12 protein-coding genes and 1 riboswitch are annotated in these 15,990 nt (G+C 51.5%); of the genes, 8 read left to right on the plus strand and 4 right to left on the minus strand.

Annotation, left to right across the window (positions count from 1 at the left end; genetic code table 11):
• Positions 1-30: 30 nt before the first annotated feature.
• Positions 31-669: a cyclodeaminase/cyclohydrolase family protein gene (locus CFI03_RS08045; protein ID WP_116394157.1), complete on the minus strand. Its 639-nt coding sequence runs from the start codon at positions 667-669 to the stop codon at positions 31-33.
• A complete protein-coding gene (locus CFI03_RS08050; protein WP_116394158.1) occupies positions 670-1,524 on the minus strand; it encodes a bifunctional 5,10-methylenetetrahydrofolate dehydrogenase/5,10-methenyltetrahydrofolate cyclohydrolase in 855 nt (284 codons plus the stop codon).
• A gap of 82 nt (positions 1,525-1,606) precedes the next feature.
• Positions 1,607-1,691: riboswitch (ZMP/ZTP riboswitch) on the minus strand.
• A gap of 133 nt (positions 1,692-1,824) precedes the next feature.
• Here CFI03_RS08050 and CFI03_RS08055 point away from each other — a divergent pair.
• Positions 1,825-2,898, plus strand: a complete 1,074-nt coding sequence (locus CFI03_RS08055; protein ID WP_248756979.1) for a CapA family protein — start codon at positions 1,825-1,827, stop codon at positions 2,896-2,898.
• A gap of 74 nt (positions 2,899-2,972) precedes the next feature.
• Complete coding sequence (locus CFI03_RS08060) at positions 2,973-3,392, plus strand: hypothetical protein (protein WP_116394160.1); 420 nt, start codon at positions 2,973-2,975, stop codon at positions 3,390-3,392.
• A gap of 53 nt (positions 3,393-3,445) precedes the next feature.
• On the opposite strand, the gene CFI03_RS08065 is transcribed toward CFI03_RS08060, so the two are convergent.
• Entirely contained in the window at positions 3,446-5,224 is a 1,779-nt protein-coding gene (locus tag CFI03_RS08065) for an ABC transporter ATP-binding protein (RefSeq protein WP_116394161.1), read from the minus strand.
• Positions 5,211-6,986, minus strand: coding sequence for an ABC transporter ATP-binding protein (locus CFI03_RS08070; protein WP_116394162.1), 1,776 nt, complete (start codon positions 6,984-6,986; stop codon positions 5,211-5,213). The genes CFI03_RS08065 and CFI03_RS08070 overlap by 14 nt, the downstream gene beginning before the upstream one ends.
• A 243-nt stretch (positions 6,987-7,229) precedes the next feature.
• On the opposite strand from CFI03_RS08070, the gene CFI03_RS08075 reads away from it, so the two are divergent.
• The 6 genes from CFI03_RS08075 to CFI03_RS08100 all read left to right on the plus strand — a co-directional run bounded on the left by CFI03_RS08075 (position 7,230) and on the right by CFI03_RS08100 (position 15,963).
• A complete protein-coding gene (locus tag CFI03_RS08075) occupies positions 7,230-8,015 on the plus strand; it encodes an aminoglycoside adenylyltransferase domain-containing protein (protein ID WP_248756980.1) in 786 nt (261 codons plus the stop codon).
• 159 nt (positions 8,016-8,174) lie between these two features.
• Positions 8,175-9,701, plus strand: a complete 1,527-nt coding sequence (locus CFI03_RS08080) for a family 43 glycosylhydrolase (protein WP_116394237.1) — start codon at positions 8,175-8,177, stop codon at positions 9,699-9,701.
• A gap of 217 nt (positions 9,702-9,918) precedes the next feature.
• Positions 9,919-11,520 carry a response regulator transcription factor gene (locus CFI03_RS08085; RefSeq protein WP_116394163.1) on the plus strand — a complete coding sequence of 534 codons (1,602 nt, stop codon included), beginning with the start codon at positions 9,919-9,921 and terminating at the stop codon, positions 11,518-11,520.
• Positions 11,517-13,325 carry a cache domain-containing sensor histidine kinase gene (locus CFI03_RS08090; protein WP_116394164.1) on the plus strand — a complete coding sequence of 603 codons (1,809 nt, stop codon included), beginning with the start codon at positions 11,517-11,519 and terminating at the stop codon, positions 13,323-13,325. Before CFI03_RS08085 ends, CFI03_RS08090 begins: the two co-directional genes overlap by 4 nt.
• Positions 13,322-14,890: an extracellular solute-binding protein gene (locus tag CFI03_RS08095; RefSeq protein WP_116394165.1), complete on the plus strand. Its 1,569-nt coding sequence runs from the start codon at positions 13,322-13,324 to the stop codon at positions 14,888-14,890. Before CFI03_RS08090 ends, CFI03_RS08095 begins: the two co-directional genes overlap by 4 nt.
• Positions 14,891-15,060: 170 nt before the next feature.
• Positions 15,061-15,963, plus strand: a complete 903-nt coding sequence (locus CFI03_RS08100) for an ABC transporter permease (RefSeq protein WP_116394166.1) — start codon at positions 15,061-15,063, stop codon at positions 15,961-15,963.
• Positions 15,964-15,990: the final 27 nt, after the last annotated feature.

Here is a 15,990-nt window from a genome sequence, read left to right on the forward strand (position 1 = left end):
CTTTTCGTGCGATAGAATATTCATGTTTTTTTATCCGAGGATGCGATTACGGGTTATTTGAAGGGAGCTGCTTTTCAGTTCCCGAATCTCGTTCATTAGCGAGGCTACCTTGTCCAAGTAGAGCTGCTTTAGCTCCGCGTCCTTTAAGGAGGCCAGATTGATCTCGATCGTCAGCATTGCGGACTGCGCGGCAGCTTCGAACAAAATCGCTCCAATCCCCAGATCGGAGATGACGTTTTTGTTGGAAGACTCCGCAATGCGGCGGGTAAATACCAGACCATCCCGGCACACCTCAATGAGACGCAGAGGAACATCCATCGCTTGAATCGCAGCTTCGCGAAGCGCGTTTTTGCGTATAAGTTTCTCTTCATCGGAGCTCTTTGGCAGCTTTAGCGCATCCATGTATCCATTAAAAGAAGAGATGTCCGCCTGGAGCAGCTCTTCGCATTCTGTCGTTAAGCGACGCATCTTCTCTATGACTTCAACAATAGTAGATTGAACATCGGCGAACTTTTCACCTTGAGTCAAGTTACCGACCATCGAAGTCATCGAGGCTGCAAGCGCAGCAATCAATGCGGCTACGCTTCCTCCGCCCGGCGTAGGACTAGCGCTGCCGGCTTGCTCCAGAAAATGACGGATGGAATCATCCCACGAAATCGTTGCAGTCATCTATTTGTCCTCCCCGAGTTGAAGGTCAATAGCCTTCAGCAGATTTTCGTACAGGATAGCCGTCGTTAACGTTCCGACCCCGCCAGGTACGGGGGATACCGCCGCTGCGCTTGATTGAACGCCGATTGCAACATCGCCAATCATTTTACCCTCCGGCGTTTCATTGATTCCGGCATCTATAATGACGAGGTTGGGATGAACCATCTCCTGCGTAACGACGCTTGGACGGCCAACCGCGACGAAGGCGATTTCGGCATGGCCCAGATGGGAAGCGATATCCGGCGTGCGCGAATGACAGACCGTTACGGTGGCGTTCTCGCGCTGAAGCATATGGAACAGCGGCAGCCCGACGGTCTGGCCGCGTCCCACGAGCGTTACGTTCTTGCCTTCAAGCGTAAAACCGTAATGCTTCAGAAGACGAATGCAGGATTGGGGGGTAGCCGGATAGAGACCGGTGTCACCCGTTACCGTAGCAAGCTTGTTATCAGGCGTAACTCCGTCCACGTCTTTCAACGGGGAGATCGCCCTCTCAATGGTGCTTGCCGACAGATGCCGGGGCAGGGGCAGCTCCAGCATAATGCCATGAACGGATGGATCATTGTTCAATCGGTTAACAAGCTGAAGGAGCTCTTTTTCCGCAACTCCTGCCGGGAACGCGTGGAGAGTAAACGCTACGCCTAGCTTCTCTGCGATTTTTTGCTTGGCCCCGGCATAATAAGCGGATGCGGGATCTCCTTCGACCAGAATCGTCGCCATATGAGGCTGAACCCCAATCCGCTTCCATTCTTCGACCTTCGTTCTTATTTCTTCGTATACCTGATCTGCTGCTTCCTTCGCTTTCAAGAGCTTCGTCATTCCAATCCCTCCATGCCGTTTTGTTCATGAACGAAAAAAAGTACCTGCGGAAGGCTCGCGAAAAACGCGAGTCTGTCCTCAGATACTTTTCCCAGGCGAACGGAACGTCCAAGCTGCATGCTCCCCCGTGGTTGATTCCACTTTTTTCGCCAGTCGCATGCAACGTTATTTTTCTTACTGTATCAAAAGTTTGAACGAAAGAAAAGTCTTTCCCTCTAGTAATCTATTTCTTCCTTCCGGCATACACATTAGTAGTCTTTGGCTGGAAGATACATAGATTCCATGGAGGGTACGATGCGAATGACCGTGCTTAAATACGTAATGGCTTTGCTTCTTTTTCTGGGCTTTAATCTGGAGGCGGCGGGCAATGTGACGGCAATAGCTTCTTCTGCCGCTTCTGCAGCGGTTTCGGCAAAGCCGGCTGCCGCAGAGGACAAGCCGATCGAGATCAGCTTTGCGGGGGATATTTTGCTGGACGGGAAGGTTGCGGCGAACATGGATAAATATGGCTTGAATTACCCGTTTGAAAAGGTACGCGGGCTGTTATCCGGCTCCGACATCAGCTTCGCCAATCTGGAGACTCCGATCTCGACACGCGGGCAAAAGGCGATCAAGACGTACACCTTCCGTTCCGCTCCCAAAACGCTGCAAGCGATCGTAAACTCCGGAATTGACGGAGTATCCGTTGCGAATAACCATACGCTGGACTACGGCGTGGAGGCGCTGACCGACACGATAGAATATCTGGACGAATACAGGATTGGACATACCGGCGCCGGCAGCAATATCGACGAGGCGTTTACCGCCTACACCAAGAAGGTCAATGGGAAGAAGGTAGCGATCGTTGGCATCAGCCGGGTGCTTTCGGGTCCAAGCTGGTATGCGGGGGATAACAAGGCGGGTATCGCCTCTGGTTACGATTTTGACGCGATGATGCGTTACGTTAAGAACGCCGTTAAATATTCGGACATAACGGTTATCTATATTCACTGGAATAACGAATACCAGGATTACCCGGAGGACTATGCGAGAACGTATGCGAAAGCTTTTATCGACGCGGGGGTAGATGCCGTCATCGGCAGCCACAGCCATTGCTTGCAGGGGATTGAGACGTACAAGGGCAAACCGATCTTCTATTCCCTCGGCAACTTTGTGTTCACCCCAACGCAGCGTTCAAATAAAGCGTACGACTCCATGATTGCTACTTTAACGTTCGACGGGGATAAGGTGAGCAGTAAAATCACGCCGGTAAAAATCGATAATACAAGACCGATTCTGCGGGAGCAGGCTTATAACGAAACGACATACTCGAAGCTGAACAAGATTTCATTCAACGTGAAGGTTAACGAGGATGGAACCGTATCGGCAAAATAACGGCAAGAAGAGGGATTGCAAGCCCCCTGGCGAATTATTGTCCGACGGACAAAAATGCCAGGGGGTTATATATTTTGAGAATCGGTAAGTCTAAATCCAAATTCAGATTTTGGATCTTTTTAGCCTTGTTCATTATGACGGTTGTTGTCATTAATGTCGCGTCCAAATATGCCGATGGAACCAATGTAGCCGTCTCAACCGTAAAAACCGAGATTAACGGGAAGCTGAGCTTAAAGATCGGCTCGCTGAAAGGGACTTACAAGGTAGATGATTTCTCCGTCGCGGAAGCGGGTACGGTAAGCATCCCGTATGAGGCGTCCTCGGAGGAGGGAACGTTTATCCTCAAGGTCAGCCATGATGACGAGACCGTCTGGGAGAAAACCGTAGCTTCCAAGGAGACTGGCAGCATTTATTTTGAAGCAGTAAAAGAGCGCTACCAAATCACGGTCGAAACCGAATCGGCGAAAAAGCTTCTTATCAAGTTATCGCGATAATAGAAAAGGCCCCCGATCCATTCCGATCGGGGGCCTTGCTTTGCGTTGCGTTGTTACATGGCTTCCATCTTCTGAGCCGTGTACAGCTTGTAGTACCGGCCGCGCTGGGCCATCAGCTCGTCATGCGAGCCGGCTTCGGCGATGCCTTTGTCGGCTACGTACATAATCCGGTCGCAGTTCTTAACCGTGGACAGACGGTGCGCGATAATAAACGAAGTCCGTCCCTTAAGCAACTCGTTCAGACCCTTCTGCAGCAGGCGCTCGGTCTGGGCATCAATCGACGAAGTAGCTTCGTCGAGAATGAGGATGCGCGGATTCGCGAGCAGCGTGCGGGCGAACGAGATGAGCTGGCGCTGGCCTTGGGAAAGCTTCGAACCGCGTTCGTTCACCTCGGTCATATAGCCATGCTCGAATTCGCGGATGAAATCGTCGGCGCATACGGTTTTGGCTGCGGCAATAATTTCTTCTTCCGTCGCGTCCAGATTGCCGTAGCGGATATTGTCCATAATCGTGCCCGAGAAAATAAAGCTGTCCTGAAGCATAATACCCATCTGGCTGCGCAGCGACTTGAGCGTCACGTCCGCAATGTCATTCCCGTCGATCAGAATCCTGCCGTCGGTGACATTGTAGAAGCGAGAGATCAGATTGACGACGGTTGTTTTGCCCGCGCCGGTAGGACCTACAAGCGCGATGCTTTCGCCGGCCTTTACGTCAAACTTCAGGTTCTGAAGGACGTTGACGCCAGGATCGTAAGCGAAGGTCACGTCGTCGAAGGTAACCCGGCCTTTGATAGCCGGCAGCTCGCGCGCGTTAGGCACATCGCTTACCGTTACCGGTTCGTCCAGCGTCTCGAAGATCCGTTCCAGATAAGCGACAGCGTTGATAAAGCTGTTATACAAGTTGGAAATGTTAAGGATCGGCTGCCAGAAGCGCGCCGCATAGCTGCTCATCGCCAGTATGACGCCAAAGGTGACTTCCGCCGGGCTTAACGCCAGGAGACCTACGAAATAAATGGACGTCGTTACGAGCGTCGTCAGGTTATCCACCGAGAACGGCACAAGGAAGTTGAAGTACATGGCTCTCATCCACACGCTGCGATAGTTTTCCGACAAGCGGGTGAAGGTGCCCTCGTTATGCTTTTCCCGGGTAAAGATTTGCGTAACGCGAATGCCGCTGATGCTCTCCTGCAGATAAGCGTTCATATTGGAGCTCTTATTCGATACCGCCTGCCATGCGCGGCGCTGCTTCGTCTTAATGAGCAGCATAATGCCGATAAAGATCGGCAGGCCGCCCAGGATAAGAAGCGACAATCTGGCGTCAACCGCGAACATAAACGCCGCGATAAAGATCAGGTTGAGAATCTCCAGAATCAAGTTGATGATACCGTTGGACAACACATCGGATACCGAGTTGACGTAGTTGACAACGCGGATCAGAATTTTGCCTTGCGGGCGGTCGTCGTAATATTGGAACGGCAGCTCCTGCAAGTGCTTGAACAGATCGGAGCGGATATCAAAGATAATATCCTGTCCGACGCGGGTCATAATGCGGGAGCGGATCGTCGCCAGAATAACGCTGACCACAATGGTGCCGAGCATTAACAGCGACAGCCAGACAAGTCCGCCTTTATCCTTGGCCGGAATCGTAACGTCAACCACATGCTGCATGATCAGAGGCGCGGAGAGCGCGATACCCGCGGACAAGGCGCTCAGCACGAAGGCGATAATCATCGGCTTCTTCTGGCGCTTGATATAGACGAGAGCACGCTTGAAGTGCTTGATGTTAAAGGGCGACTCCAGATTCTCGTCGATGTCGAATTTATTCCTTGCCATGAGCTGTCACCTCTCTCTCGATGCCTTCGTTCTGCAGCATAAATACTCCGTAATAATACCCGCGTTTTGCGAGTAGCTCGGCGTGAGTTCCTTCTTCAATAACGCGGCCGTTCTCCAAAATGAGGATCCGGTCGGCTTGCGACGTTGTCGACACGCGCTGAGCGATAATAATTTTGGTGCAGGAGAATTCCAGCTCCTTCAGACTCCGCTGAATATGCTCTTCCGTCTCGTTGTCGACGGCCGAGGTGGTATCGTCCAGAATGAGAATCGGAGGCTGCACGGCCATCGCGCGCGCCAAAGCGATACGCTGCTTTTGACCGCCCGACAGACCCACCCCGCGTTCGCCAACGACCGTGTCGTAGCCTTCCGGCATTTTGCGGATAAAGTCATGGGCAGCGGCAAGCTTCGCGAACTTCGTGACTTCCTCCTCCGGCATATCCGGATTGCCGTAAGCGATATTGCCGTCAATCGTGTCGGAGAAGAGCAGGACGTCCTGCGTCGCTACCCCGATATTGCCGCGAAGCTCATCCAGCTCAAGCTTGCGGACATCCTTGCCGTCCACAAGAACGCGGCCCTTCGTGACATCGTAGAAGCGAGGAATCATATTGATCAGCGTTGTTTTACCGGAGCCCGTGGCACCCATGATGGCAACGGTTTCGCCAGGCGCAATTTTAAAGCTGATATTTTCGAGTACCGTAGCGCTGTCGTATTTGAAGCTGACGTTATCGAATTCGATGCTGCCCTTATAGCGGTGCTTCACAACTGGGTTGTGCTCATTGACGATTTGAGGCTGGGCGTAGTACACATCGATGATTTTGGTAAGGCTGGCGAAAAACCGCTGAATATCGTTAATAATAATGCCGATGTTGCGCATCGGGTTGGATAGACCCCAGATGAGCGCGGAGAACGCGGAGAACTCGCCGAAAGTAATCCGGCCGTCCATCACGAGCAGGCCGCCCGCAATCATGAGAATAACGTTAAAGGCCTGGGACAAGGTCTCCAGATAAGGGAAATAATCAAGCCATACCAAGGCGGCCTTCTTGTTGGCCGTCGAGTAATTGACGTTTTTCTCGGTGAACTTCCGAATCTCGAACTCCTCGCGCGCGAAAGCCTTGACGACCCGGTTGCCCGCGATATTTTCCTGCGTTGTTGTATTCAGCTGCGACAGGCGCTCCCGGAGATCCACATACATCGGGCGTACGCGTCTGGCGAAGATAAAAGCGACGATTAGGATGGGCGGCGACAGAATAAGCAGCCACAGCGTAAGCGATACGTCGATAAAGAAGAAGTAGACAACCGCTGCCAAGAAGATCGTAAGAGACTCGATAATCGTCTTGATGATCCACGCGAGCGAGTGGCGCACCATCTCGAGATCGCCCGTCATCTTGGTCATCAGATCCCCGGTACGGTTACGGTCATAGTACTGCATGTCTTGGCCTTGAATTTTGTTGTACAGGTAGATCCTTACGCGGAACAGCATGTTCTGAGATGCGCGTTCGTAAAGCAGGGTAGTGAAGTAAGCCAGCCCCGTGCGAAGCAGGGAGAAGCCGATCATGCCAAAGCATAAGCCGATCAGCAGGGATCGTTCATCGGTCAGGTTTTTTACGGCATTGTCGCTTGCGATGAAGGTGTCGACGATGCGTTGACCAATGTACGGGTTGATAATCGTGAGCGATGAGCCAATCACGGACAGACATAGGGCAATTATGTACCTTGCCCGATCACCATTCAGATTGTGCCAAAGCCACTTGAATTGAAACATGTGATCACCGATTTCTGTGTTAGTGTAAATGCTTTATTGGTAAAAAACTATGGAGATTATATCACAAATAAACCATTATCCAACGGGTTTTTATAAGTTTAGCTGAATAAAAATAAAAGGCCCAAGGACTGTCTCAATCTTGAAGGAAGTATGTCTTAATATTGGAGTTTGCGATCTTGGCCGTAGACATAGGATTTTATTTTGGATAATAATGGGGGAGAGATTCAGGGGGAGGTCGTATATTTGAAGGGAGACATGGCGGATATCGATGCTTTTTTGGAAAAGGCGGTTAGCATCTTCCGGTCGATATTATCAGACAATTTAACAGGTATCTATTTGCACGGTTCATTGGCTATGGGCTGTTTCAACCCGCAGAAAAGCGATATCGACCTCATCCTTGTCGTAAAGAATAAGCTCTCGAAGGAAGAGCTGCAGCTGATGACGAGGCATATTTTGCTTCTGGATCATGACTTGCCCGGCAGCAATGGGATAGAGCTAAGCATAATATTGGAGTCTTACGCAAAGGAGTTTGCGTACCCGACCCCATTCGAATACCACTACTCGGAGTCTCATCGCGAGCGTTATCAAGCGGAACCCGGCTACGTTTGCGGAGGATTCGAGGACCCGGATCTAGCCGCGCATCTTACGGTTATTTATTACAGGGGCAGGACTTTATGGGGCGTTCCAATCCCGGAACTATTCGAGCCCGTTGAGAGCATCTATTACATACAGTCTATTCTTGGCGATATAAGCGCAGCATCTAAAGAGATTACCCATTCACCGGTGTATTATTCCTTAAATCTATGCAGGGTTTTGTTCTACTTGCGGGAAGGCAAGGTGTCCTCCAAGCAAGAAGGCGGGGAATGGGGAATAAGGGTATTGCCAAGCAAGTATCATGCCGTTTTAAGGGCCTGCTTGGATGACTACATTGGACAAGGAAACCTGCCGGAGCGGGATGAGAGACAACTCATTGAGCTCGCCGAATATATGCAGGCTGAAATAAAGAAGGCAATGAAAGGAAGCGGATAAGAGCCGCTTCTTTTTTGCAAACGTAGGTTAATCAAGATAATCGTAACTTCTTCGTCTGTTTTTTCTATTGTAAGCGCTATAAAATGAACAACGACAAACGCGGAAAGGAGGAATAGAAGGAGGATTAAGGACCAACACCGTAAAGAGAGGATGCTGAAAATGAGGATGCAGTTAAAGTGGCTGTCAGCCATGCAAAGCCTGGTTCTGTTCGCTGCGCTGGTGCTGGCGTTTGCTCTGCCGCAGACGGCGCACGCGGCAAGCCAGACAATCAACAATGACGTATTCTGGAAGGACACCTCGGTCAATCCCATCTACTCGCAAGGCGGCAATATTTTAAAGGTTGGCAGCACGTATTACTGGTATGGCGTCAAATATAACGGAGCGGTGACCTACTATAATAATCCGACGTCCAAGAACAGCGACACCAGCTTTGCGGCTGTCACCTGTTATTCGTCTACGGACCTCGTGAACTGGACCTTCCGGGGCAATGTCATTACGGGGGCAACGGACGGTTCCACCTGGGACGCCGATTGGCTGGGTCGTCTTGGCGTCGTGTATAACGCAAATACGCAGAAATATGTCCTGATTACGCAATATTCGGGACCGGCAGGCAGCGGGATTGCGTTTGCAACCAGCAGCACGCCGACGGGGACGTTCGCCTTTGATCATGTGCAGTCCACGATTACGAACGTCGTTAACAATATGTCGGGCGACCAGTCTACCTTTATCGACGACAACGGGAAGGCTTATCTCGTATTCAGCAACGCCAGCGGCAGATCGCATCTGTATGTGTCCGAGCTTCGGGCATCCGATTACTTGAACGTGGAACCGGCAGTCAACGTCTATAACAGCAGCGCAGGCGGCCGCGAGGGGAATGCGATGTTCAAGTATAACGGCGTCTATTATTTATGCTCCTCCGACCTGCACGGTTGGAACGCTTCCCATACTTATTGCATTACCTCAACCAATATTACCGGTACTTACTCGAGTGAGTTTGTGATGAACGGAACGGATGCCGACTTCTCGCATGTGTCCCAGACCTCGATGTTTATTCCCGTGCAAGGCACTTCGCAGACGACCATTCTCTTTGGCGGCGACCGCTGGAGCGACTTCGCGGGCAACGGCATCGGCTATAACCAATGGATGCCGATCTCTTTCAGCGGAACGACTCCTACGCTGAATTCGCTCAGCCAGTTCAATCTGGATGCGGCAGCGGGAACGTGGAGCGTAGGAAGCGGCAATAACTATGTCATGAATCCAAGCTATGAGGCCGACCGGGTATCGCAGATCGATCTGGCGGGCTGGAGTACGTGGTTTAACACGACCGCGGACCCTAACTCGAATATTGAAGGCGGCGCGCATTCGGGAAGATGGTCGGGCAATCAATACGCAGCAGCGGCCTACAGCGCAAGCCGGTACCAGAATATAACCGGTCTTCCGAATGGAACGTATACCTTGAAAGTATGGGTGAAGAGCAGCGGCGGGCAATCCACGGCGCAAATTTACGTGAAGAACTATGGAGGCTCGGAGCTGGATGCGGCTGTCAACACCTCTATTAGCAGCTGGACGCAAATCACGATCCCTAATATCCAGGTGACAAGCGGCAAGGCGCAGATTGGTCTATATTCGGTAGCTAACGCGGGCAATTGGGTCAGAGTAGACGATTGGTCGCTGGTCAAAAACTAATCGTAACCACAGTGGGCAGCAAGTCAGGGAAGCTTTTCCTGGGCTTGCTGCTTTTTGTGTCTCTATTAAAAATGTACGGCAGAAGTGAACGGCTTCAATAATCAAAGGTAATCGTAGGTTTTTCCCGTATGCAGGCTGTAGACTACCTTCTATAATGGAAAGACGAAAGTCGTGTCTGCAGCAAGCCCATACACATCGCCATTCAGGAGGGATTCTCTTGAAGTTATTAATTATTGACGACGAGACCCGGACAAGAGAATTGTTGAAAAACTATATTCCGTGGGACACGGTAGGAATCGACGAGGTAGAGACGGCACGCAACGGACTTCAAGCGCTGGATCTTGCGATGGAACGGAAGCCGGATATTATACTTTGCGATATAAGGATGCCTAAGATGACCGGAATCGAATTCGCAACCGCGTACAGGAATGCGGATCCCGATTGCCCGATTATTTTCCTCAGCGGCTTCTCCGATAAGGAGTACCTCAAGTCCGCGATTCAGCTTAAGGTGTTTACGTATATCGAAAAGCCCGTGAATTTGAACGAAGTGCGCGACGTGGTGGAGGCGGCCATCCGGCAACGCAAGGAGGAGCGGAAGCGCAAGGAGGAAGAGCGCAAGCTGCAGGAGGGCTTTGACCATAGCTTGCCTTATCTTAGACAGGAAATGGTCCGCAGGCTGGTATCGAATCCGGACTCTCCGCATGTCGTTCCGGCATTGGGCAGCCGGGAGACGTTCCTGCTTCCAAGTGAAGGTTCCTATACGGTAGCCGTCTCCAGCCTTTACTGGAGTCCGCTTGATTTGCCGGAGGATCCCGGCGTGACGCAGTTGCGCATACTGGAAGCGATCTCTAGCCGTGACTGCTTTTATGATATGAAAGCGCTTGCCGGGTTTGACTCGAGCCATCATCTGGTGCTTATTCTGCCCGGCGAGTACGGAAGCTCCTACCGGGAAGGCAGAGAGAAGATAGAGGAGATTTTTGCCGGGCTCCGCGAGATTGCGGGACCGGCCATCGACCTTCGGATTGGAATCGGGCAGCCGGCAGCCTCCTATCGGGAGATCCCGGAATCCTATCGTTTGGCTTCCCTGGCTTGCGCCTATCAATATTACGGCAACGGATCAAAGCCCGTCTTCTCGGACGTGCTTGCGTCGCATGCTCCCGTCGCAACGAACTGGGAAGAAGTGCGGCTGATGCGCGATCAGCTCCGCAAAGGCCATGTGGAGGAAGCCAAACGAATCGTTCGGGAATGGACGGCTTATGTCCGGAAGCAGATCGATCTCGATATTATGCGATTAAAAGATACGTATTTCCAATTCCTCATCGCGATTATGGAAACGGCTATCCAGCTTGGGCTGGCGGAGGGATCGAAGGATACCGAACGGAGGTACATGTGGAAGGAAATCGACCGTATTCCATGTCTCGGAGATTTGGAGCAATATGTGATATCGTTCCTGGAGGCAATGGCTGAGCCTAGCGAGGATGAGGCAGGAGCGGGGAGCGGAAAGATGAGGGAGATTCACCGTTATATCCATGCCCATTTCCATGAGAAAGGCTTCACGATCCGCGCCATAGCCGATCATGTACAGTTAAGCGAGACTTATCTATGCGCTTATTTCAAGAAGCATAGCTGTCAGACGATCAAGGAATACATTACGGATACAAGAATGAACAAGGCGAAGGAGCTGCTCTGCGACCAGAATGTAAAAATGATCGAGGTAGCGCTCCTGATCGGCATGACCGATGCGAATTACTTCACCACCTTCTTCAAACGGAACGCGGGCTGTACCCCTTCCGAATTCAGGGAGCGTGCCGTCCGATGAGAAGAAGATTGAAGCGGCCTTTCTTCTTCAGCATCCGTTACAAGCTGTTTGCGACTTACGTGCTGGTGATCATGATCCCTTTCCTGCTCCTCTTGTTTATTCATATCAGCACGACGCAGCAGGAGAATAAGGAAGCGGCGATTTATGCTTCGCGCAAAATGCTGGACGAGACGAAGGCTTATCTCGAATACAAATCAGAAGCGATTACGGAGGTTCTTAATTTTATCGCCTTCAACGAGCTTGTGCAGACGGCGGTTAATGCCGATTCCAAGCCGTATGAGGATATTGACGTGTGGCATATGGCTTCGCTGCAGCTGTCGAGGCTTATCAATCAATTCCGTTATAATGACGACATTGATTCCATTCAGATTTATATGAGACAAGGGCTTGCGGGCGCTACGGAAAATGCCGATTTTCTCGATATGAAGAAAGTTGAGGCGGAGCCCTGGTACGCCCGATTTGCTTCGGCCAAAGCCTTTGTAGCCTGGCTTCCTTCGACAGCGGTTGATTCCAATGCCGACAGCCGGGAATTAACGGTATTGCGTAAAATTCCGAATGAGCATGACATTCAGCGGTTCGACGGCATTGTACGCGCGCGCGTAAAGCCCGCCGCCATGGATTCGGTGCTTAACCATGCGATTCTGACGCCTCATGCGGCGGCTTTTCTGTTCAACGACGAAGGCGAGCTGTTAGGCAAGTCCGACCGGTTTATTTATTCGAATGAGCTCGCAATGGAAGTCAGCGCCCTTTATCGTCATTCCGACGAGGTAGACAATTACTACAACAATAATTATCCGATTGACGGAAGCCGGCATCTGCTTGGGGTGCAGGCGATTCCCCATACCGACATGAAGGTTGCGCTTGTCGTGCCGTATACCGATATTTTGCAATCCAGCGTGAAGGCGAGGAACCGGATCATATCGATTTTCCTGATTGTCGTACCGTTTATGCTGCCTTTCTCTTTCTTTGTCGCTGCATCGGCAACAAAGAGGATAAGAAGGCTTATTATCCATGTCAGGAAGGTAAAGCATGGCCATTTCCAGCTGGCACCTCTTCCGGCAAGCGATGACGAGATTGGCGAGCTGACGCATAACTTCAACACGATGGTCCAGAATATCTCGGGTTTAATCGAAGAAAAGTCGTCGCTTGGGCGAGAGGTGAAGAACAAGGAGCTGAAAGCTCTGCAGGCGCAGATTAATCCTCACTTCCTGTACAATACGCTGGATCTGATTAATGCGATGGCGATAGAGTCTAACGCGAATGACATCAAGCGGGTTGTGGACGAACTGGCCGTTTTTTATAAGCTAAGCTTGTCGAACGGCCAGGAGTATGTCTCGCTTGAGAGCGAGCTGAAGCATATCGAGGCGTATGTGCGGATTCAGAACATGCGCTTTGGCGACAGCGTCCGTCTGGAATTTGAAGTGTCAAGGGATCTGTACGACTGCCGGTTGCCGAAAATATTGCTTCAGCCGCTTGTCGAGAACGCGATTCTGCACGGCATTATGGAGAAGGACAGCGAAGAAGGCGAAATCCGGATTTCCGCCTGGACGGACAAGGGAGATCTGCTCATCGAAGTATGCGATGACGGCGTAGGGATGAATGCGGAGCAGCTGAGCGCCATTCTGCAGGCTCCTTCGGGAGAAGGCGAGCGTGGCGGCTACGGCGTCCGCAATATCGAGGAACGTCTGCAGCTGTCCTACGGTCTTCAGTATGGACTGAAGTTCGACAGCTCGGAGGGTCAAGGAACGCGCGTCTTGCTGCGGCTGCCTGAACGAAGACTGGATGAACGGGGGAGAGCGCAATGAGACGGAGAATAAGAGGGCGGCTATGGCTGGGTGCGGCTCTGCTGTGCATGTTAATCGTGCTGGGATTAACCGCCTGTTCCGGGAATGCAGATAAGCAGGATGTTGCTGCAGCTGGTTCCGGCCATGAGAAGGAAGTAAAGCTTATCGGTTATCTGATTGGCGAGGCGCCAAAGGGGATGCCGCAAGTGCTTCAGGCGATTAACGACAAGCTGAAGAAGGACATTAACGCAACGATTGAGCTGAATTATATCGGATGGAATGATGTCGCGTCCAAGTATCCGCTTGTTATGGCGAGCGGCCAAGACGTGGATTTTATATTTGCGGCAGATTGGAACTTCTATGTGGCGGAGGCGACCAAGGGAGCATTTTATCCGCTTAGCCAATCCATGCTGGAGCAATATATGCCGCGGCATATGGCGGCGATGGCGCCGGAAGCGCTTCGCGCAGCCGATGTGAACGGGACGCCTTATATGGTTCCGACGTCCTCTCCCGACCGGAAGGTGAATGTGGCCTTATTCCGCAAGGACGTAATGGAGAAGGCCGGCATGACGCAGATTACGAAGTTCTCGGAGATCGAGCCGTACCTGGCGGAGATTAAACGCGACTATCCGGGCATGATTCCGCTTAATCTGGACTCCCAATACGATCTTCCAACTCCGTTTGCTTATCTCATGCTGGAGAAGTTCGCCTGGTTTACGGCTCCGTTTGATTCGGGCGACCCTCTGGCTCAAGGCATAACGGCGGATATGGAGGACCCCGCGGCCGTGATGTACAGTATGGCGGAAGAACCGATTCTGGGCTGGCAGAAGGAAGCCGCGTATATCATGAAGGACTGGTATGACAAGGGCTACATTAACAAAAATCCTTACGCCAACAACATCCGTTCCAAGGATAATTTCTGCAACGGTAAATCGGGCATCGCTTTCGGCAATTCCATCGACATGATGAATGTCTTTATGTCCTGCAAGGAGCAGGGGATAGACGTCTATCCGTTCCCGATGCTGTATCCGTCAGGGAAGGCTGCGGAATCCAGCTGGCTGAACAACGGGGTAGCGATTGCCGCCTCCTCCAAAAATCCGGAACGGACGCTGGAGGCGCTTGATTTGATTATGGAGGATCCTTCGTACGCCTATTTGGCTTATTACGGGATCAAAGGGGTTAACTACACGATTACGCCTGATGGTACGGTTGGCCTGCCGGAAGGCGTAACCTCCGAGTCCAATACGTATCCTCCCGATGCCGCTGGCTTCTGGTTTGTAAACAAGAACCTGTTTAAGCCCGTTGCCAATTCGACCGAGTCGTATAAAGAGCTGCAGGACCGGATTGAGCCGCTGCTGGAGCCAACGCCTCTGGTAGGGTTCCTATTTAATTCCGATCAGGTGAAATCGGAGATTGCCAATCTTAAAAGCGTCTCGACGCAATATGCGCAGCCGATCTATATCGGTGCGGTTAGTGATGTGGAGGCGGCCTTCGTTACCCTGGTGCAGCATTTGAAGAAAGCAGGGATTAATAAGGTGAAGGCAGAGGTGCAGAAGCAGGCGGCGGAATATATCGCCAGCCGCTAATCGATAGAATGAAGAAGCCCGTCCGGGGTATGCGAACGCCGGGCGGGCTTTTTTTCGTTCATAGGTTTTCAAAGATGATCGTAGGTTTACCCCGTGTGAGGCCATAGCCGCATTCGATAACATAGAAACAGATAGAGATAGCTGGAGAGAATGTTACGGAGGTTGCTCGCATGAAGGATATTCGAAAGAATTGGCTGTTGTATCTGATGTTTTTACCGGTTGCCGTTTACTTTGTCGTATTCGCTTACATCCCGATGGGCGGCGTCGTGATGGCCTTCGAATCTTATTCCAGGAAAGGCGGCATGTTCCTGAGCGAATGGGTGGGCTTTGACAATTTCCATTATTTCTTCGCTTCGGGCAAAGCATGGCTTGTTACCCGCAATACGATGGTGTACAACGTGATGTTCCTGGGGTGCTACACCTTGTTCTCCATTGTTGCTGCCGTATTCCTGTCGGAGATCCGGCGCAAATCGTTCAAGAAGCTCAGTCAGACGCTGATGTTCCTCCCGTATTTTATTTCCTGGGTAACGGTGTCGGCCTTTGTCTATAACTTCCTCAATTACGAGTACGGTATCGTAAACAAGCTTCTTCATTACGTGGACGTGCAGGCGCTTGATATTTATTCGAACACCAGCTATTGGTACTTCCTGCTTCCTTTCTTGTATGTGTGGAAATGGGTAGGCTACGGCAGCATCCTGTATCTGGCCGCTATTGTAGGCATCGACCAGGAGATTTACGAGGCAGCCACGATTGACGGGGCAACCCGGCTTCAACGGATTACGAGAATTACCTTGCCGCTGCTCAAGCCAACGATGATTATTTTGCTGCTGCTGGGACTCGGGCGGATTATGAGAGGCGAGTTCGATATGTTCTATCAGCTGATCGGCAACAACGGTCTGCTGATGGACGCGACGGATATTATCGATACGCTGGCCTTCAGGTCCTTAATGGGATCAGCCGATTTCGGCATGGCCTCTTCGGTCGGGCTGTATCAGTCGGTGCTGACCCTCATTATTATTCTGACCGCCAATTGGCTGGTGCGCCGGTATGACAGAGAACAGGCGCTGTTCTAACCGCAAGCTTCCTATTCCACTTACGCG

The organism is Paenibacillus sp. ATY16 (genome assembly GCF_003399985.2).
Lineage (GTDB): Bacteria > Bacillota > Bacilli > Paenibacillales > Paenibacillaceae > Pristimantibacillus > Pristimantibacillus glycanilyticus.

What these genes read in the sequence shown, in the direction of transcription:
- CFI03_RS08080 (WP_116394237.1), top strand. Translation starts at nt 8,175, where the DNA reads ATGAGGATGCAGTTAAAGTGGCTGTCAGCCATGCAAAGCCTGGTTCTG.
- CFI03_RS08070 (WP_116394162.1), bottom strand. Translation starts at nt 6,986, where the DNA reads ATGTTTCAATTCAAGTGGCTTTGGCACAATCTGAATGGTGATCGGGCA.
- CFI03_RS08045 (WP_116394157.1), bottom strand. Translation starts at nt 669, where the DNA reads ATGACTGCAACGATTTCGTGGGATGATTCCATCCGTCATTTTCTGGAG.
- CFI03_RS08050 (WP_116394158.1), bottom strand. Translation starts at nt 1,524, where the DNA reads ATGACGAAGCTCTTGAAAGCGAAGGAAGCAGCAGATCAGGTATACGAA.
- CFI03_RS08055 (WP_248756979.1), top strand. Translation starts at nt 1,825, where the DNA reads ATGACCGTGCTTAAATACGTAATGGCTTTGCTTCTTTTTCTGGGCTTT.
- CFI03_RS08095 (WP_116394165.1), top strand. Translation starts at nt 13,322, where the DNA reads ATGAGACGGAGAATAAGAGGGCGGCTATGGCTGGGTGCGGCTCTGCTG.
- CFI03_RS08065 (WP_116394161.1), bottom strand. Translation starts at nt 5,224, where the DNA reads ATGGCAAGGAATAAATTCGACATCGACGAGAATCTGGAGTCGCCCTTT.
- CFI03_RS08100 (WP_116394166.1), top strand. Translation starts at nt 15,061, where the DNA reads ATGAAGGATATTCGAAAGAATTGGCTGTTGTATCTGATGTTTTTACCG.
- CFI03_RS08090 (WP_116394164.1), top strand. Translation starts at nt 11,517, where the DNA reads ATGAGAAGAAGATTGAAGCGGCCTTTCTTCTTCAGCATCCGTTACAAG.